Raw genomic sequence first — 15967 nt, 5'->3', positions numbered from 1 at the left:
TTCCGGGGACGGACGGGACCCGCCCCCGGAAGGATCGCCTCAGGTGAGCAGGTCGTCTACTTGTGCTTCCCCGTCACGGTACCTGCGGGCGATCTCCGCGCCGCAACCGTCGGCCGTGCGCTGGAGCCGGTGCCGGCGGCGGGAGACCTGCTGTTCGTAGCGGACCAGGCGCCCCATCGCGGTGTGCAGCTCTTCGTCCGTCCGGGCGTCGAGGTCGGAGAGTTCGACCTCGGCGAGCGTCTCGGCGGCCAGCTTGCGGTACTCGGCGCTGCGCGGCACGGACAGCGTGACGTGCCGTGCGGACGAGCGGTGCGGCGACGGGGCGTCGGCGAGGATCTCCGACAGCCGGTCCACCACCGGCGACTCCGGGTCCCGGCGCCGGGACAGCTCGGCCCGCAGGATGTCGATCCGCCCCTGGACGAGCCGCCGCACATAGCTGAGGTCGGCCTCGTCGCGCTGGGCGTCGCGGCGCAGCGCGCGCAGCTCCGGCAGTCTCAGGGCGCCCAGTTCGGTCCGGGGCCCGCCGCCGTCGCCCTCGTCACCGCCCTGACCGGTCCGCTGCACGGGCGGGCGCATGGTGCTGGTACTCGTACCGCTGCCCGTACCGGTGTTGCTGCTGACGCCGGGGCGCGCGACCGGCACTGCGCCCGGGGACTGCCCGGTTCCATGGGTGCTCATGCTTGTGTCCATCCCCTCGACCGGTGCGTCGGCGCACCGCCTCCCGAGCATGGTGCCACCCCGAGGGTCCTTGTGGAGATGCTCTGTACCCGTTCAGCCCAAGATAGGTTGGTCTGTATGCGTGCAGTGGTACAGAGGGTGGATGGCGCGAGCGTCTCGGTACGGGACGCCGCGGGCGACGGCGGGGGCTCGTCCGTCGTCGGTGAAATAGTCGGCGAGGGCCTGTGTGTGCTGGTGGGAGTGACCCACGAGGACACCCCGGAGAAGGCGGCGCAGCTCGCCCGCAAGCTCTGGTCGGTCCGCATCCTGGAGGGCGAGAAGTCCTGCTCCGATGTGAATGCGCCGCTTCTGGTGATTTCGCAGTTCACTCTCTACGGGGACGCCCGGAAGGGCCGCCGGCCCACCTGGAACGCCGCGGCGCCCGGCGAGGTCGCCGAGCCGCTGGTGGACGAGGTGGTGGCGCGGCTGCGGGCGCTCGGGGCGACGGTGGAGACGGGCCGGTTCGGGGCGGACATGCGCGTCTCGCTCACGAATCACGGCCCGTTCACCGTCATCGTCGAGGTCTGAACCCCGGCCCGGCGGACAGGCCCTAAGGCTCGACGACCGTCTCCTGGGCCGCCGCCGTGTCCCCGGCCAGCAGCTCCGCGTCGACGGCCACGTTCCGCTTCACCAGGGCCAGGGCGATCGGGCCCAGTTCGTGGTGGCGGGCGGAGGTGGTGACGAAGCCCAGCTGGCGGCCCTCGGCGCCGTCGGCCGCCAGCCGGACGGGGGTGCCGTGGCCGGGCAGATGGACCTCGCTGCCGTCCAGGTGGAGGAAGACCAGGCGGCGGGGCGGCTTGCCCAGGTTGTGGACCCGGGCGACGGTCTCCTGGCCCCGGTAGCAGCCCTTCTGGAGGTGGACGGCGGTGCCGATCCAGCCCAGCTCGTGCGGGATGGTGCGGTGGTCGGTCTCGAAGCCGACCCTCGGCCGGTGGCCCTCCACGCGCAGCGCCTCATGGGCCAGGACCCCGGCGAGCGGGCCGTGCCCGGCCGCGTACGCCTCCAGGCCGGCGCGCGGGAGGAACAGGTCGCGGCCGTACGCCGTCTCGCGTACGACGGCCCCTTCGGGCACCTCGGCGATGGAGCCGGCCGGCAGGTACACCACCGCGTAGTCCTCGGTGCGGTCGGCGACCTCCACCCGGTAGAAGAACTTCATCGACTCCAGATAGGCGATCAGTTCGCCCTGCGTACCCGGCTCGACGTGCATCCACACCGTCTCGCCGTCGTCAACGAGGTACATGGCGTGCTCGATGTGGCCGTTCGCGCTGAGGATCAGGGCCTCGGTGGCCTGCCCGGGGGCGAGTTCGGTCACGTGCTGGGTGATCAGGAGGTGCAGCCAGGCCAGCCGGTCGCCGCCGGTGACGGTGACGACGCCGCGGTGCGACAGGTCGACCAGACCCGATCCGTCGGCGAGGGCGCGCTGCTCGCGGAACAGGTCGCCGTAGTGCGCGGCGACGCCTTCGTCGCGGCCCTCGGCGGGGACGGCGCCGGGCTGGGACAGCAGGGGGCTCTTCATGCGACCAGCGTACGACTGGTTCAGGCCCCGGCGGCCGGTGCGGGGTCTCCGGACGGCCCCGCGGTGCCCGGCCCGTCCGCCGCCTTCGCCGCGCAGCCGGCGCAGCGGCCGAAGATCGCGAAGTGCTTCATGTCCGTTTCGAACCCGAACGCCCCGCGCAGCTTCGCCGTGAACTCCTCGACCACACCGACGTCGGCCTCGATGACGTCGGCGCAGTCCCGGCAGACCAGGTGGATGTGGTGGTGCCGGTCGGCCAGGTGGTACGTCGGGGCGCCGTGGCCCAGATGGGCGTGGCTGACCAGCTCCAGCTCCTCCAGGAGCTCCAGGGTCCGGTAGACGGTGGAGATGTTCACGCCGGACGCGGTCCGGCGCACCTCGGAGAGGATGTCGTCGGGCGTCGCGTGTTCCAGCGTGTCGACGGCTTCCAGGACGAGCTGGCGCTGCGGCGTCAGCCGGTAGCCACGCCGGCGGAGGTCGGTCTTCCAGTCGGTGCTCACCACAGCCCCCAGTGTAGATCCGGGCGGAACGACTGCTCCGGGAAAGCGGGGACCACCGCTTCGGGCAGTGCCTGCTTGACGAAGGCGTGCCTGCTTGAACGTGCGGAAGGCGCGCCTACTTGAAGAAGGCGATGCCGTCGTCGGGCAGGTCGCCGAGGCTCTTGGCCATCGCCTCGACCTCCTCGGGCGTGACGGTCTTCTTCAGGTGCGCCGACATGTACGGCCGCAGCTCGACCTCGGGCGTCGCCTTCTCGCCGACCCACATGAGGTCGCTGTTCACATAGCCGTAGAGCCGCTTGCCACCGCTGTACGGGCCGGAGGCCGCGGTCCGGGCCACCGCGTCGGTGACCAGGTCGATCTGCGGCTTCTTGTCGGCCAGCTCGCCGTACCAGATCTCGATGACGCCCTGGTCGCGGGCCATGACGACCTCGACCTTGCGGTCCTTGTCGATGCGCCAGTACCCGGTCTCGGTCTCCAGGGGGCTGACCTTGCCGCCCTCGGCGTCGAGCACCCAGGACCGCGAGGTGTACTCCAGGAAGTCCCGGCCGTCGTGGCTGAAGGTGACCTCCTGGCCGAAGTTGCACTTCTCGGCACCGGGGAAGTCGGACACCCCCGCGCCCACCCAGTTGCCCAGGAGGAAGGCCAGCGGGACGAGGTCCGGGTGGAGGTCGGACGGGATCTCGATCATGAGCGGCTCAGTCGATCTGTGAGGCGGGAGGCGGGGACGCCGGGAACGGGGAGGTGGTCAGCGCTGACCCTGGTACAGCTTCTTCACGGTCACACCGGCGAAGGCGAGAACGCCGACGCAGACCAGGACCAGCAGGGCGGAGAAGAATGCCTCAAGCACGGGGGCTCCTCGAACGAGCGGTATGGCGGCAGTACAGGGCAGTACAGGACCGGGCCCCAGCCTAATGGGTGGGGCCCGGTGTCGCCGGTCCGGGGCGTCCCGCGGGGCGGCTCAGCCCAGGAGCTGGTTCTGGAGGATCACCGTCTGGTGGAACGGGATGCGGGCCGTGCCGCCGGCGCCCTTACGGGACTGGACGACCACGGCGACCGTGTCGCCCGCGACGACGTAGCCGATCCGCATCTGCTCGGCACCGAACGGCTTCGGCTCGTTGAAGACGTACGACGCGGTGTTCTCCACCTTGCCGCCGCCCCGCCAGCTCTCGTCGAGCTCCAGGAACTGCGCGCCGGGCACCCCGTCGCCCGGCGACGACGCCCCGATGTAGCGCTCGTCGCGGAACGCGTCGGCGTCCTCGGACGAGCTGAACCGGAGCAGGTAGATCCGGCTCGACGTGCCGTCCGGCATGGTCCAGCCGCGCGCCGCGATGTGCCGCAGGGTGCCTTCGCGCAGGGTGTCGACGAGTTCGGTACGCCGCTCCTTCACGTACTCGGACGCGAACTGCTCCGTGCTGACCCAGCCGCCCTTGAGCTTCTTGTCCACCGTGGCCCCGGCCGGTGCGGGGAGCAGCAGCTCGCGCAGGTCGGCGTGGTGGACCTCGGACGGGTTGCCCGCGCTGAAGGGGCGCGGCTCGCCGGCCGGGAGCGCGGGCAGGGTGAGCCGGGGGTAGTCCCAGCGCCCGTCGGCCTCGGTGGCCAGTCCCGGGACGTCCGTACGTTCCATCGAGGTGATGCCGTACGCCGTACCCGCCCCGACCGCCCCGAACACCAGCACGGCGACGGTCCAGCGCGCCACGGCCCGCAGCGCGCGGCGCGGAGGCCGGGGGGCGGCCGGAACGGGGAGCGGCGGCGTGAGCGGCATGGGCGGCGCGACGGGGGCCTGCGGCGGTACGGAGACGGGTTCCGCCGCGGCCTCGGGCTGCGGTGCGGCCGTCTGCTCGGTCATATGTACTCCCCCGGGGACGTGATGTGGTTGAGCTGGTCCTTCACCAGCTCGGCGACGGCCGCCTTGTCGAACGGCTTGGTCCCGGACGCCGAGAACGTGACCATCACCTCGCCCTCGTACGCCATGCAGAACATCCCCTCGATCCGCTGCTTGCTGTTCTTGGGATCGCGGAAGCACTTGGCGTTCTTCTTGTGGCCGTCGATCTTCGGCCCGTCGCGCAGGGCGTCGATGCTGTCGAAGAGTCCGGCCCGGAAGGAGTAGAGGTCCTTCAGGGCCTTCCTGTCCTTCATCCGCACCAGCTGGGTGGCGATGACCAGGTCGTTGTCGTCCGAGGTGTACGTGCGGACGGCCAGGCCCTGGACGCGCAGCTTGTCGACCCGCTTCTCGAAGTCGCGCCGCTGCCGGCCGGACAGGCCGCGCCCGCCCTCCTTCATCTCGGCGGCGGCCGCGCGGCCGCTGACCTCCGCGTCGTTGCCGTAGGTGCCGGAGTCCGGGCCGAGCCGGTAGCCGGGCGGGACGGGCAGCAGCAGCTTGCTCAGCTCGGTGGAGGCCCGGCCCCGGGCGACGTCACCGGCCGGGTCCTTGCCCGGCTCGTGCGCGGGCTCCTCCCACAGCTGGGTCGTGACGGTGCGGTCCGCGTCGTCGACCGTGGTCTTCGTGTACGCGGCGGCGCCGCCGACGGCGGCGAGCACCAGCACGACGGGCACGGCGGTGAGCACCACCCGCCGCGTCCGGCCCCCGCGCACGGGAGCGGGCGCGTCCGCAACGGCCGCGGGCTCGGGCTCGGGAGCGGGGTCGGGGACGAGCGCGGGCGCGGGCTCGGTTACGGGAGCGTGGTCGGCGGCCGGGGCGGGCTCGGGCGTGTGGTCGTCGTTCACAGGCGCTCCAGCTGTTTCTCGGCCAGCGTCCGGATGTCCTTCTCGCTGATCGGCGCGGTGTCGAAGACGTTGATGTCGACCATGACGTCGCCCCGCTGGAAGACCGCCCTGGCGTGGTGGACAGGCATGTATCCGGGCTTCCGGTCGGCCGGGAAGATGTAGTACCGGCCGTTGTCGCTGCCCTTGAGGGCGGTGCCCTCGTTGCCCGCGCCGTGGTCGGTCCTCGGCATGTACGAGCGCTGGTCCTCCGCGTGGTGGGCCGCCGCGGCGCCCGAGCGGAACTGCACCAGCCAGACGGTGGCCGTGCGGTACTCGCCCTTCTTCCAGGCCGCGCCCGCGACCCGGCGGATGCCCTGGTCGAGGAGGTTGCCGTACATGTAGTCCTCGTCCTCGAAGTCGAGCGCGTAGTCCTCGACCCCCAGCCACCCGTCCCAGCCGAGCGTGGTCAGCAGCTTGTCCTCCTCCCAGCCCTTCGGCCGGGGCGCGACGAGCTTGCGCAGATCGCCGTCCGTGCGGACCTGGCGGTCCTGCGACGCGGGCAGCGGGTCCGGCTTCCTCGCGGCGGGCAGCGCCTTCGCCGGGTACGCGAGATCCGGCTGCGAGAGCGCGGTGAGCGGTGTCGGCGCGCGTCCCGCCTGGACGTCGTAGCCGACCGCGACGCCGCCCGCGATGCCCAGCAGGGCCGCGGCGGCGATGATCAGCGTCGTACGCCCGCGCGGGCGCCGCCCACCGGCGACGGCGGGTGCCGGTGGCTCCTCGGGCGCCGGCATGTCCGCGGGCGCCGGTGGCCCCGGTGGCCCCGCGGGCGGCTCGGGCTGCCCGTCGGAAATGTTGTCGTCCCTGTACAAAATGGGTCCCCCCACGAGACCTTGAAGCGCGGATTCCGTTACCCGCGCACACAACTGACCCACAGGTTGCCGACGGGGTTGTGCAGCCGACGATTACAGTTCCGTATATGCCGAAGAAGCTCGTGATCAAGGTGACCGCAGGTGCCGACTCCGCCGAGCGCTGCTCGCAGGCCTTCACCGTGGCGGCCGTCGCCGTCGCCAGTGGGGTGGAGGTTTCGCTCTGGCTGACCGGGGAATCCGCGTGGTTCGCCCTGCCGGGGCGCGCCGCCGAGTTCGAACTGCCGCACGCCGCGCCACTGCCGGACCTGATCGAGTCGATCCAGGCGGGCGGCCGGATCACGCTGTGCACGCAGTGCGCGGCCCGGCGCGACATCACCGAGGAGGACGTCCTGGAGGGCGTACGGATCGCGGGCGCGCAGGTCTTCGTCAGCGAGATCATGGCCGACGGCGTGCAGGCACTCGTCTACTGAGCGGGCTCCGCCGCTGAGCAGGAGTACGCCGCTGCGCGGGGGTCCGCTGCCGAGCGGGCCCGGCCGCCGGGCAGGGGTCCGACGTCGCAGGCTCCGCGCCCGTCAGCCGCGCCGTTTCCGGCCGTCCAGCTCGTCCCACCACGCGTCGGACTCCGGATCGCCGGTGCGGCAGGCGGGCCCGCCGGGCCCGTTCTTGCGGGGCCGTGCGTCGGGGGACGGCGGTGCGTCACCGGGCTCGCGCGCGTCGGTGGACGGGGGCGGACGGGGCGCGGGGTCGTCCCACCAGCGGTCCTCCGGCCCTTTGCGGTTGCCGACCATCGCGGCGACGGGCGGGATCACCATCGCGACCACGCACATCGCGATGGCGGCGGGCATCGACCAGAGCCTCACAAAGGCCCAGGCCGAGACGAAGAGGACGAGGCATACGCCCATCAGTACGAAGTAGGCGCGCCGGCGTCGGCGGTACATGAGTCCAGCGTAGGACGGATTGGCCCGCTCGGCCGTTCCGGAGCGGGCGGCCGTTGCGGAGGCCCGGAATCCGCGTCCGGACAGCCCGAAGGGCCGTACCCGCGTCAAGGAAGCGTCCAACCCCCTGGGGCACGGCCCTTCGGCCGGTCTCCGGCTGTGCGCCGGCACCACTGCTAGACGGCGATGGCCACCTCGGCGAGGCCACCCGTCTGCGCCACGACCGTGCGGTCCGCGCTGCCGCCGGGGACGAGGGCGCGCACCGTCCAGGTGCCCTCGGCCGCGTAGAAGCGGAACTGTCCGGTGGCCGAGGTCGGGACCTCGGCGGTGAACTCGCCGGTCGAGTCCAGCAGGCGGACGTAGCCGGTGACGGGCTCGCCGTCGCGGGTCACGCTGCCCTGGATGGTGGTCTCACCGGGCTTGATGGTCGAAGCGTCGGGGCCGCCGGCCTTTGCTCCACACATGGTGTTGTGTCCTTCGGGTCTCAGTCGTGCTGGTCGGGAGTCCGCCCGCTCGCGCGGGCGGAGTGGCGCGGGGCCTTACTTGTTGGCGCCGAGCTCGATCGGCACGCCGACGAGGGAGCCGTACTCGGTCCACGAACCGTCGTAGTTCTTGACGTTGTCGACGCCGAGCAGCTCGTGCAGCACGAACCACGTCAGGGCCGAGCGCTCACCGATGCGGCACAGCGCGATGGTGTCCTTCGCCAGGTCGACCTGCTCGGCCTCGTAGAGGGCCTTGAGCTCTTCGTCCGACTTGAAGGTGCCGTCGTCGTTGGCGTTCTTCGACCACGGGATGTTGCGCGAGCTCGGCACGTGGCCGGGGCGCTGCGACTGCTCCTGCGGGAGGTGGGCCGGGGCGAGCAGCTTGCCGCTGAACTCGTCGGGCGAACGCACGTCGACGATGTTCTGGTTGCCGATCGCGGCGACGACGTCGTCGCGGTAGGCGCGGATCGACTCGTCCTGCGGCTTGGCCTTGTACTGCGTGGCCGGGCGGGACGGGACCTGGTCGCCGTCCACCAGGTCGCGGGAGTCGAGCTCCCACTTCTTGCGGCCGCCGTCGAGCAGGCGGACGTCCTGGTGGCCGTAGAGCTTGAAGTACCAGAACGCGTAGGACGCGAACCAGTTGTTGTTGCCGCCGTAGAGGACGACCGTGGTGTCGTTGCCGATGCCCTTCTTCGACAGCAGCTCCTCGAAGCCGGCCTGGTCGATGAAGTCACGGCGGACCGGGTCCTGGAGGTCCTTGGTCCAGTCGATCCGGACCGCGTTCTTGATGTGGTTCTTCTCGTACGCGGAGGTGTCCTCGTCGACCTCGACGATCGCGACCTGCGGGTCCTCGATGTGGGCCTCGACCCAGTCGGCGTCTACCAGGACGTCGCTACGGCTCATTGTGTTTCTCCTCCGGGGCAGTCTGCGGCGAGATGATGCGAATCGTGCGTGATGCGGATGTACGGGGCGCGGGCCGGGCCCGCGGGTACAGGCAACATGCGGGATGGCCCCGACGTGCGGTCGAAGGGCCTGGGGAATGCGGGAAACCGGACGTCCCGCTCAGACAGTGCGACAGAGCATGGCGGCGACGCGGCACAGGTCCACTGCCCGCCGCTTCGTGAGATCCGCCTGTCCCCGCTGCGGGAGACCGCTAATAGAGCACTGCATGGGACCGATCGTAGGGACGTACGGGCGGACATGTCACCGCCGTGTCGCATATTGAGACACGATCGTCCGTGATGTGGGATACGAGGCGGATGCACGCAGCTGCCGAGCCGCTCCCCGGGGCACGCCGAAGACCGGCCATCTGCGGACCGGACTCGGCCGTCTCACTATGTGGCGGGCCGCCGGGCGAGAGCCGCCGGCCGGCCCGGCGCGCCTGAGCCCTACCCGGCCACGGGCGGGATCATCCCGCGAGACGTACATCGGTACCCGTCACCGAGATCTCCAGGCCGTCGGAGGTCGGCTGGATCTTCTCCAGCTTCAGGCCGTTCGGCAGCCCGCCGACCTCGCGCTCGAAGTCGGTCTTCTCGCGGACGAGGCCCTCCAGGCCGGGTATGCCCTCGCCCGGCACCTTGTCCGCGCGGACGCGGACGGTGTGGCCGTCGACCAGGGTGACGGAGGACAGGACGCTGCGCGACATCGTGCGCCCCAGGATGTTGACCGCGCCGGTCACCTTCACCTTGCCCTTGCCGCCGTACTCGACGGCGACGCCGTCGCTGGCGGCCTTGGTCAGGTCCTCGTACGAGATGACGGCGGTGCCGGTCGCGTGGGCGGCGGTGGCGCCCGAGAAGCCGTCGGTCAGCCGCACCTCGTGCAGCTCGGCGTTCATCGTGGAGATCCGCAGGGTGCGGCCGGCGGCGGTCGTCTCGATCCCGGTGATCTTCACGTCCACCTCGTCGAGTTCCGATCCGGCGACCTGGGTCAGAAACGGGAAACCCTTGATGGAGATGTCGGTGGAGCCGATCCGCGCCCCGTCCACCTTCACCCGGTCCTCGGCCTGCGACTCGGCGACGTACACCGCCACCCGGTCCACGGCGACGAACACCCCCGCCAGAATCACCAGGACGACGAGTGTCGTTCGCAGTGCACGCATGCCTGTCCTTCCCCCCGCCTGCCCGTCCGTCCGGGCGCTCGGCGCCCGTGAGCCTCCTGCGACCGCACGGCACGTCTCCGCGTGATCGACGTGCGAAAGCCCCCCAACGGTTCCCCGTGGAGGGCTTCGCCATGCGGCTGGGACGGCACCGGTTCCGGTCGCGGCGGCCGCCGTACGGATTTACGCCAGCACCCGGCCGAGCAGATAGACGGCCGGGGCAGCCGCGGTGAGCGGCAGGGCCACACCCGCGGTCATGTGCACGAATCGTGACGGATAGTCATAGCTCGCCACCCGCAGCCCGATCAGCGCGCAGGCCCCGGCGGCGAGGCCGAGCAGCGCGCCCTTCGTGCCCAGGTCGGTGACGGCGCCGGCGGCCGCGCCCGCCCCCGCCGCGACGACCAGCGCCGCCACGACCGAGACCGGTCCGGGCAGCGGCAGCGCCCGGACGAGCACCGCCACGGCCACGGCGACCGCGCCCACCGTCACGGCGTCCGGGACGGCCGCGAGGTGCCCGGCCGCGAGGACCGCGAGCGCGGCGGACGCGACGGTGGCCATCAGCCCCTGCATCCGCTCGTCGGCCCCGGCCCGGCTGCGCAGCTGGAGGACGACGGTGAGCAGCACCCAGACGCCCAGCGTGCCGATGATCGCGGCCGGACCGTTCTCCCGGCCCGCCGCGAGCAGCGCCACATCGGCGACCAGCCCGCCCGCGAACGCGAGCGCGATGCCCTGCCGGGCCGGCCACATTCCGTTGAGCCGGAACCAGCCCGCCGCCGTCACCGCCTGGAGCAGCACCAGCGGTACGGCCAGGGCGTACGAGCCGATGGCCGCGCCGAGCGCGAGCAGCAGCCCGAGCGCGGCCGTGATCGCGGCCGGCTGGATTCCCGGCGCGATGATCGGGGAACGCCCCTCGGCCCGGGCGCGCTGCGCGTCGGTGATGCGCGCGTTGCCCAGCGTGGTGGGCGCGCTGTAGCCGTCGTCAGGGGCCGCCCCGGCGGGGGCGGGGGCGGGCGTGGCCCGCACCTCGGGGGGCAGCGGGTACGAGCCGGTCCCGCCGGGTGCGGAGGCGTGCCGCGGAGGCAGGGGGGCGGGGTCCACGGGCGGCACCGGGGCGGGCCGGTCCGGGGACGGGACGGCCGGCTGGTACTGGGTGTCCCAGGTCTGCCCCTCCCAGGTCTGCGCGGCACCGTGCTCCGGCGACCCGGCCGAGGCATCCGCGTACCCCTGGCCTGTGTGTCCCTGGTCGGCGTATCCCTGACCCGCGTATCCCTGACCCGCGTGCGACGGATCGCCGTACGCCTGCTGGTCGTAGGACTGCCGGCCATAGGGCTGTTGCGGGTGCTGAGGCTGCTGCGGGTGCTGCTGCTGTGCGTGGGAGTACTGCTGCGGCTCCTGCCCGTACGGGTACTGGGGCTGGGCCTGATGCGGGTACGGGTCCGGGTACTGGGGCGGCTGCTCCGGGCCCGGGTAGTACGGCTGCTGCTGATCGCTGTTGCTCATGTTCTGCGGTTCACCCTCCTGCGAACGGCGGGAGCACCTCGACCGTGCCGCCCTCGGCAAGGCGTACGGTCTCATGGCTCCGGGTCCCGACGGGGTCGCCGTCGATGAGGAACGAGCACCTGCGCAGCACGCTGCTCAGCTCGCCGGGGTGCCGCGCGCGCACCGCGTCGAGCGCCTCCTTGAGGGTCGCGGCGGCATACGGCTCCTCCGCGGTCCCGGCCGCGGCCTTGGCTGCTGCCCAGTAGCGGATCGTTCCCGCAGGCATGGCGGCGCTCCTTTCGTTCCGTTCGTCGTGTGCCGGTCGGGGCATCGGCTGCCCATCATGGTTCACCGCCGCACCGCCCATTCGGCGATGCGGGTGAGCAAGGTCTCGTCCGCCGCGTTCTCCGCGTGCCCCATGCCGCGCTCCAGCCACAGGTCCGCCGCCTCGCCCGCGGCGGCGGCGAGCATGCGCGGGTGGTCGAGCGGGAAGTACGGGTCCCGGTCGCCGTGCACGATCAGCAGGGGTGCCGGGGCGATCAGGGCCGCCGCGGCGACCGGGGAGAGCGGGACCGGGTCCCACTCGTCGTGGTGGATGCGCGTACGGAAGCCGTAGCGCCCGACCAGCCGGCCGGTGGGGCGGGTGACCATCCAGTGCAGGCGGCGCATCGGGGCCGTCCCCCGGTAGTACCAACGCGCCGGGGCGCTCACGGACACCACCGCGTCGGCGTACGCCCCCGTACACGCCTCTGTGCGCCCCTCGCGCTCCGCGACGGGCCGGCCGCCCTCGCCGTCCGCCGCCGGGTCCGCGTACAGCGCGCCGTGCCGCAGCACCACCGAGCCGCCCATCGAGAAGCCGACCGTCACCACCCGCCCGTACCCGAGCGAGCGCGCCCAGGACACCGCCGCCGCCAGGTCCAGCACCTCGCGGTCGCCGACCGTGGAAAGGCCGCCGGACCCGCCGTGGCCACGGAAGGAGAAGCTGACCACGGCCGCGTACCGGGAGAACGTCCGCACGGCCCGCCGGACCGCCGGACGGTCGGCCGAACCGGTGAACCCGTGCGCGACGACGATCACCGTGCCCGGGTCCCCGGCCCCGGCGTCATCCGCCGTACACGGGTCGTACACCGCCTCGATCCCGACCCCGTCATCCGCCCGCAACGCGGCTCTCAGCGGGCCGCGCGTGATCGAGCGAACAGAGGAATCCGGAATTCTCCCCTCGGACACAGAACTCATGTGGGTTATTCTCCTGTGAAGAGGATCCGGGCAAAGCAGCCCCCGGGTCCTTTTGTGCTTTCCGGACGTTGTTACGACGACGTTTCGACAAGCTCAGCGGAACACCAGCGTACGAAGCAGAGCCGCATACTCCCCCGGGTCCCACCCGGGAGTGCCCCTCTCGCAGGGAACTGAGGAGGACCGACGTCATGGGCGAGCCAACCGTGCACGATCAGCGACCGATGAACCGAGCAGGTGGGCGGCGATGAGTTCCCTTCTGCTCCTGACGAATGCCCTCCAGCCGTCGACGGAGGTGCTCCCCGCCCTCGGCCTCCTGCTGCACAGCGTGCGGGTGGCCCCCGCCGAGGGCCCCGCCCTCGTGGACACCCCCGGGGCCGACGTCATCCTCGTGGACGGACGCCGTGACCTGCCCCAGGTCCGCTCGCTCTGTCAGCTGCTGCGGTCCACCGGACCCGGCTGTCCGCTGATCCTCGTCGTCACGGAGGGCGGGCTCGCGGCCGTCACCGCGGACTGGGGCGTCGACGACGTCCTGCTGGACACGGCGGGCCCCGCCGAGGTCGAGGCACGGCTGCGGCTGGCCACCGGCCGGCAGCAGATCACTTCCGACGACTCCCCGATGGAGATCCGCAACGGTGATCTCTCGGTGGACGAGGCGACGTACAGCGCGAAACTCAAGGGCCGGGTCCTGGACCTGACCTTCAAGGAATTCGAACTGCTCAAATATCTGGCCCAGCACCCGGGCCGGGTCTTCACCCGCGCACAACTGCTCCAGGAGGTCTGGGGCTACGACTACTTCGGCGGTACGCGCACGGTCGACGTCCACGTACGGCGGCTGCGCGCCAAGCTCGGCCCCGAGCACGAGTCGCTCATCGGCACCGTCCGCAACGTGGGCTACCGGTTCGTCGCGCCCGAGAAGGTGGAGCGGGCGGCCGAGGAGGCCAAGGCGGCCGCGCGCGCCGTCACCCACTCGGAGCAGCCCGGCGTTGCCGAGGTCACGGAAGAACCCCCGGTCCGGCCTGCCAAGAGGTAGGTCCATCCGCGTAGACTGCCGCGCGTGGCCAAGGTGACGCGGGACGATGTGGCGAGACTGGCGGGTACGTCGACCGCCGTGGTCAGTTACGTCATCAACAACGGACCCCGGCCGGTCGCCCCGGCCACGCGCGAGCGGGTGCTCGCCGCGATCAAAGAGCTGGGTTACCGGCCGGACCGGGTCGCCCAGGCGATGGCCTCGCGGCGGACCGACCTCATAGGCATGATCGTGCCGGACGCCCGGCAGCCCTTCTTCGCCGAAATGGCGCACGCGGTCGAACAGGCCGCCGCCGAGCGCGGGAAAATGGTGCTCGTCGGCAACTCCGACTACCGCGACGAGCGCGAGGTCCACTATCTGCGGGCCTTCCTCGGCATGCGGGTCTCCGGCCTGATCCTGGTCAGCCAGGGCCCCAGCGAGCGCGCGGCGGCGGAGATCGAGGCCTGGGACGCCCGGGTCGTCCTGCTGCACGAGCGGCCCGAGGCCATCGACGACGTCGCGGTCGTCACCGACGACGTCGGCGGCGCCCAGCTCGCCACCCGCCACCTCCTCGAACACGGCAACGCGTACGTGGCGTGCCTCGGCGGCGTGGACTCCACCCCGGCGGTCGGCGACCCGGTCGCCGACCACATCGAGGGCTGGCGCCGGGCCATGCACGAGTCGGGCCGCTCCACGGAGGGCCGCCTCTTCCAGGCTCCGTACAACCGCTACGACGCCTACCAGGTGGCGCTGGAGCTGCTCGCGGGCCCCGACCGGCCCCCGGCCATCTTCTGCGCGACGGACGACCAGGCCATCGGCGTACTGCGGGCGGCGCGCGAGCTGCGCATCGACGTGCCGGGCGAGCTGGCGGTCGCGGGCTTCGACGACGTGAAGGAAGCCGGGCTGACCGATCCGCCGCTGACGACGGTCTTCTCGGACCGCCCCGCGATGGCGCGGGCCGCCGTGGACCTGGTGCTCGACGACTCGTTGCGGGTGTCGGGGTCGCGGCGGGAGCGGCTGAAGCAGTTCCCCTCCGCACTGGTGGTCCGCCGCTCCTGCGGCTGCGGGGAGCCCCCGGCGGCGGACCGGCCGCCCCGGTCCTGAGGCTCGCGCCGACGAGCACCGGGCGGCCTCGACCGGGCGGCCTTTATATCGGGCATACGCGGTTCTGCCGGGCTTCTCAGGGCGTACTCACGGTCCTCTCATCTTGGCCGGACAGTCTCATAGACATGACAGAGAGCCAGCGCCCGAGCGGCGAGTACCCGACGTACCCCTCGTACGGCAACGGCGACGCGGCCTACCCGCCGCCGCCGTCATACCAGCCCGTCCAGCCGGTCCCGATGGGCCCCGGAACCACCGTGTGGCCCGCGCCGGCCCCGGCCGACGGGCACTCGGGCGGCGGTGACCAGGGCGGCGGCCTGTACGGTCACGGCCTGCCGCAGCCCGCCCCCGAGCCCCCGGCCCGGCGCCGGGTCCGCAAGCCGGTCGCGCTCCTCGCGGCCGTGGCCATCGCGGCGGCGATCGTGGGCGGCGGCACGGCGACAGTGATCGGCAAGCTCACCGACAACGGCACCGTCACCGCCGCCGGGAGCGGCGTCGTCCCCGGCACCACCGTCTCGCAGAGCAGCAAGGGCACGGTCGCCGGAGTGGCCGCGGCCCTCTCGCCGACGATCGTGGAGATCGGCGCGACGTCGACGGCCGGCCAGTCGACCGGTTCCGGCGTGGTCATCACCGCCGACGGCGAGATCGTCACCAACAACCACGTCGTCGCGGGCGCCTCGGCCATCAAGGTCACGCTGAGCACCGGCAGGACGTACACCGCCGACGTCGTCGGCACCGACGCCGACAAGGACCTCGCGCTGATCAAGCTCCAGGGCGCGAGCGGGCTGAAGACCGCCACGCTCGGCGACTCCTCCCAGGTCGCCGTCGGCGACGAGGTCGTCGCGATCGGCTCGCCCGAGGGCCTGACCGGCACGGTCACCAGCGGCATCGTCTCCGCGCTCGACCGTGACGTCACGGTCGCCAAGGACGGCGACAGCGGCCAGGACCAGAGCCAGGGGCAGGAACAGCAGGGCGGCGGCCGCCAGTGGCCGTTCCAGTTCGGCGGACAGCAGTTCAACGGCGACACCGGCGAGTCCACCACCACGTACAAGGCCATCCAGACCGACGCCTCGCTCAACCCGGGCAACTCCGGCGGCGCGCTGATCAACATGAACGGCGAGATCATCGGCATCAACTCCGCCATGTACTCGGCGAGCTCCGCCGCCGGCTCGGGCAGCTCCGCCGCGGGCAGCGTCGGCCTCGGCTTCGCGATCCCGGTGAACACCCTGAAGGCCGACCTCGACACCCTGCGGGCGGGCAACGGCTCCTGACCGGTCCGGCGCCGGCGGCCGTGCGAGGCTGAGAAGCTGGTGCACGCGCCCCGGCCCGTA

At 72.2% G+C, this 15967-nt stretch carries 20 protein-coding genes; 5 read left to right on the top strand and 15 right to left on the bottom strand.

The window, feature by feature from the left end; translation table 11 throughout:
- Window positions 1-39 precede the first annotated feature (39 nt).
- A complete protein-coding gene (locus tag P8A18_RS18435; RefSeq protein ID WP_306055932.1) occupies window positions 40-678 on the bottom strand; it encodes an RsiG family protein in 639 nt (212 codons plus the stop codon).
- A gap of 117 nt (window positions 679-795) precedes the next feature.
- Between P8A18_RS18435 and dtd the strand changes: the two genes are divergently transcribed.
- A complete protein-coding gene (dtd, locus tag P8A18_RS18430; protein WP_037710977.1) occupies window positions 796-1245 on the top strand; it encodes a D-aminoacyl-tRNA deacylase in 450 nt (149 codons plus the stop codon).
- Window positions 1246-1267: 22 nt separating this feature from the next.
- Here dtd and ygfZ read toward each other — a convergent pair whose 3' ends face one another.
- From ygfZ to P8A18_RS18400, 6 genes are all read right to left on the bottom strand, one after another.
- A complete protein-coding gene (gene ygfZ, locus P8A18_RS18425) occupies window positions 1268-2233 on the bottom strand; it encodes a CAF17-like 4Fe-4S cluster assembly/insertion protein YgfZ (protein WP_306055931.1) in 966 nt (321 codons plus the stop codon).
- Window positions 2234-2253: 20 nt separating this feature from the next.
- Window positions 2254-2733: a Fur family transcriptional regulator gene (locus tag P8A18_RS18420; RefSeq protein WP_306055929.1), complete on the bottom strand. Its 480-nt coding sequence runs from the start codon at window positions 2731-2733 to the stop codon at window positions 2254-2256.
- A 112-nt stretch (window positions 2734-2845) separates the two neighbouring features.
- Entirely contained in the window at window positions 2846-3418 is a 573-nt protein-coding gene (locus P8A18_RS18415; RefSeq protein WP_306055928.1) for a heme-binding beta-barrel domain-containing protein, read from the bottom strand.
- 270 nt (window positions 3419-3688) lie between these two features.
- Window positions 3689-4576 carry a hypothetical protein gene (locus tag P8A18_RS18410; protein ID WP_306055927.1) on the bottom strand — a complete coding sequence of 296 codons (888 nt, stop codon included), beginning with the start codon at window positions 4574-4576 and terminating at the stop codon, window positions 3689-3691.
- Window positions 4573-5454, bottom strand: a complete 882-nt coding sequence (locus tag P8A18_RS18405) for a hypothetical protein (protein WP_306055926.1) — start codon at window positions 5452-5454, stop codon at window positions 4573-4575. Before P8A18_RS18405 ends, P8A18_RS18410 begins: the two co-directional genes overlap by 4 nt.
- Window positions 5451-6224: a hypothetical protein gene (locus P8A18_RS18400; protein ID WP_371933689.1), complete on the bottom strand. Its 774-nt coding sequence runs from the start codon at window positions 6222-6224 to the stop codon at window positions 5451-5453. Before P8A18_RS18400 ends, P8A18_RS18405 begins: the two co-directional genes overlap by 4 nt.
- 185 nt (window positions 6225-6409) lie before the next feature.
- On the opposite strand from P8A18_RS18400, the gene P8A18_RS18395 reads away from it, so the two are divergent.
- Entirely contained in the window at window positions 6410-6772 is a 363-nt protein-coding gene (locus P8A18_RS18395) for a DsrE family protein (protein WP_018101651.1), read from the top strand.
- Window positions 6773-6874: 102 nt separating this feature from the next.
- Here P8A18_RS18395 and P8A18_RS18390 read toward each other — a convergent pair whose 3' ends face one another.
- The 8 genes from P8A18_RS18390 to P8A18_RS18360 form a co-directional block, all read right to left on the bottom strand.
- On the bottom strand, window positions 6875-7240 hold the full coding sequence (locus tag P8A18_RS18390; RefSeq protein ID WP_306055924.1) for a DUF3099 domain-containing protein: 366 nt from the start codon (window positions 7238-7240) through the stop codon (window positions 6875-6877).
- A gap of 173 nt (window positions 7241-7413) precedes the next feature.
- Window positions 7414-7701: a DUF1416 domain-containing protein gene (locus P8A18_RS18385; protein ID WP_018519671.1), complete on the bottom strand. Its 288-nt coding sequence runs from the start codon at window positions 7699-7701 to the stop codon at window positions 7414-7416.
- Window positions 7702-7776: 75 nt separating this feature from the next.
- Window positions 7777-8622, bottom strand: a complete 846-nt coding sequence (locus tag P8A18_RS18380; protein ID WP_306055923.1) for a sulfurtransferase — start codon at window positions 8620-8622, stop codon at window positions 7777-7779.
- Between the two features lie 159 nt (window positions 8623-8781).
- The gene (locus P8A18_RS34320) at window positions 8782-8889 is read right to left on the bottom strand and encodes a putative leader peptide (RefSeq protein ID WP_353961645.1); all 108 of its coding nucleotides are present in this window, start codon (window positions 8887-8889) and stop codon (window positions 8782-8784) included.
- A 238-nt stretch (window positions 8890-9127) separates the two neighbouring features.
- Window positions 9128-9817, bottom strand: coding sequence for an LmeA family phospholipid-binding protein (locus tag P8A18_RS18375; RefSeq protein WP_306055921.1), 690 nt, complete (start codon window positions 9815-9817; stop codon window positions 9128-9130).
- Window positions 9818-9997: 180 nt separating this feature from the next.
- On the bottom strand, window positions 9998-11314 hold the full coding sequence (locus P8A18_RS18370) for a hypothetical protein (protein ID WP_306055920.1): 1317 nt from the start codon (window positions 11312-11314) through the stop codon (window positions 9998-10000).
- A gap of 10 nt (window positions 11315-11324) precedes the next feature.
- Window positions 11325-11579 carry a MoaD/ThiS family protein gene (locus tag P8A18_RS18365; protein WP_018554916.1) on the bottom strand — a complete coding sequence of 85 codons (255 nt, stop codon included), beginning with the start codon at window positions 11577-11579 and terminating at the stop codon, window positions 11325-11327.
- 62 nt (window positions 11580-11641) lie between these two features.
- Complete coding sequence (locus P8A18_RS18360; protein ID WP_306055919.1) at window positions 11642-12529, bottom strand: alpha/beta hydrolase family protein; 888 nt, start codon at window positions 12527-12529, stop codon at window positions 11642-11644.
- 244 nt (window positions 12530-12773) lie between these two features.
- On the opposite strand from P8A18_RS18360, the gene P8A18_RS18355 reads away from it, so the two are divergent.
- From P8A18_RS18355 to P8A18_RS18345, 3 genes are all read left to right on the top strand, one after another.
- Window positions 12774-13559 carry a response regulator transcription factor gene (locus P8A18_RS18355; protein ID WP_018554918.1) on the top strand — a complete coding sequence of 262 codons (786 nt, stop codon included), beginning with the start codon at window positions 12774-12776 and terminating at the stop codon, window positions 13557-13559.
- 24 nt (window positions 13560-13583) lie between these two features.
- Entirely contained in the window at window positions 13584-14639 is a 1056-nt protein-coding gene (locus tag P8A18_RS18350) for a LacI family DNA-binding transcriptional regulator (protein WP_306055918.1), read from the top strand.
- A 125-nt stretch (window positions 14640-14764) separates the two neighbouring features.
- On the top strand, window positions 14765-15907 hold the full coding sequence (locus P8A18_RS18345) for a S1C family serine protease (protein WP_306055916.1): 1143 nt from the start codon (window positions 14765-14767) through the stop codon (window positions 15905-15907).
- Window positions 15908-15967 lie beyond the last annotated feature (60 nt).

This window comes from Streptomyces sp. Mut1, from assembly GCF_030719295.1.
Classification (GTDB): domain Bacteria; phylum Actinomycetota; class Actinomycetes; order Streptomycetales; family Streptomycetaceae; genus Streptomyces; species Streptomyces castrisilvae.
Note: the sequence above shows the minus strand (reverse complement) of the source record. Positions and strands in the feature narration are given on the sequence as shown.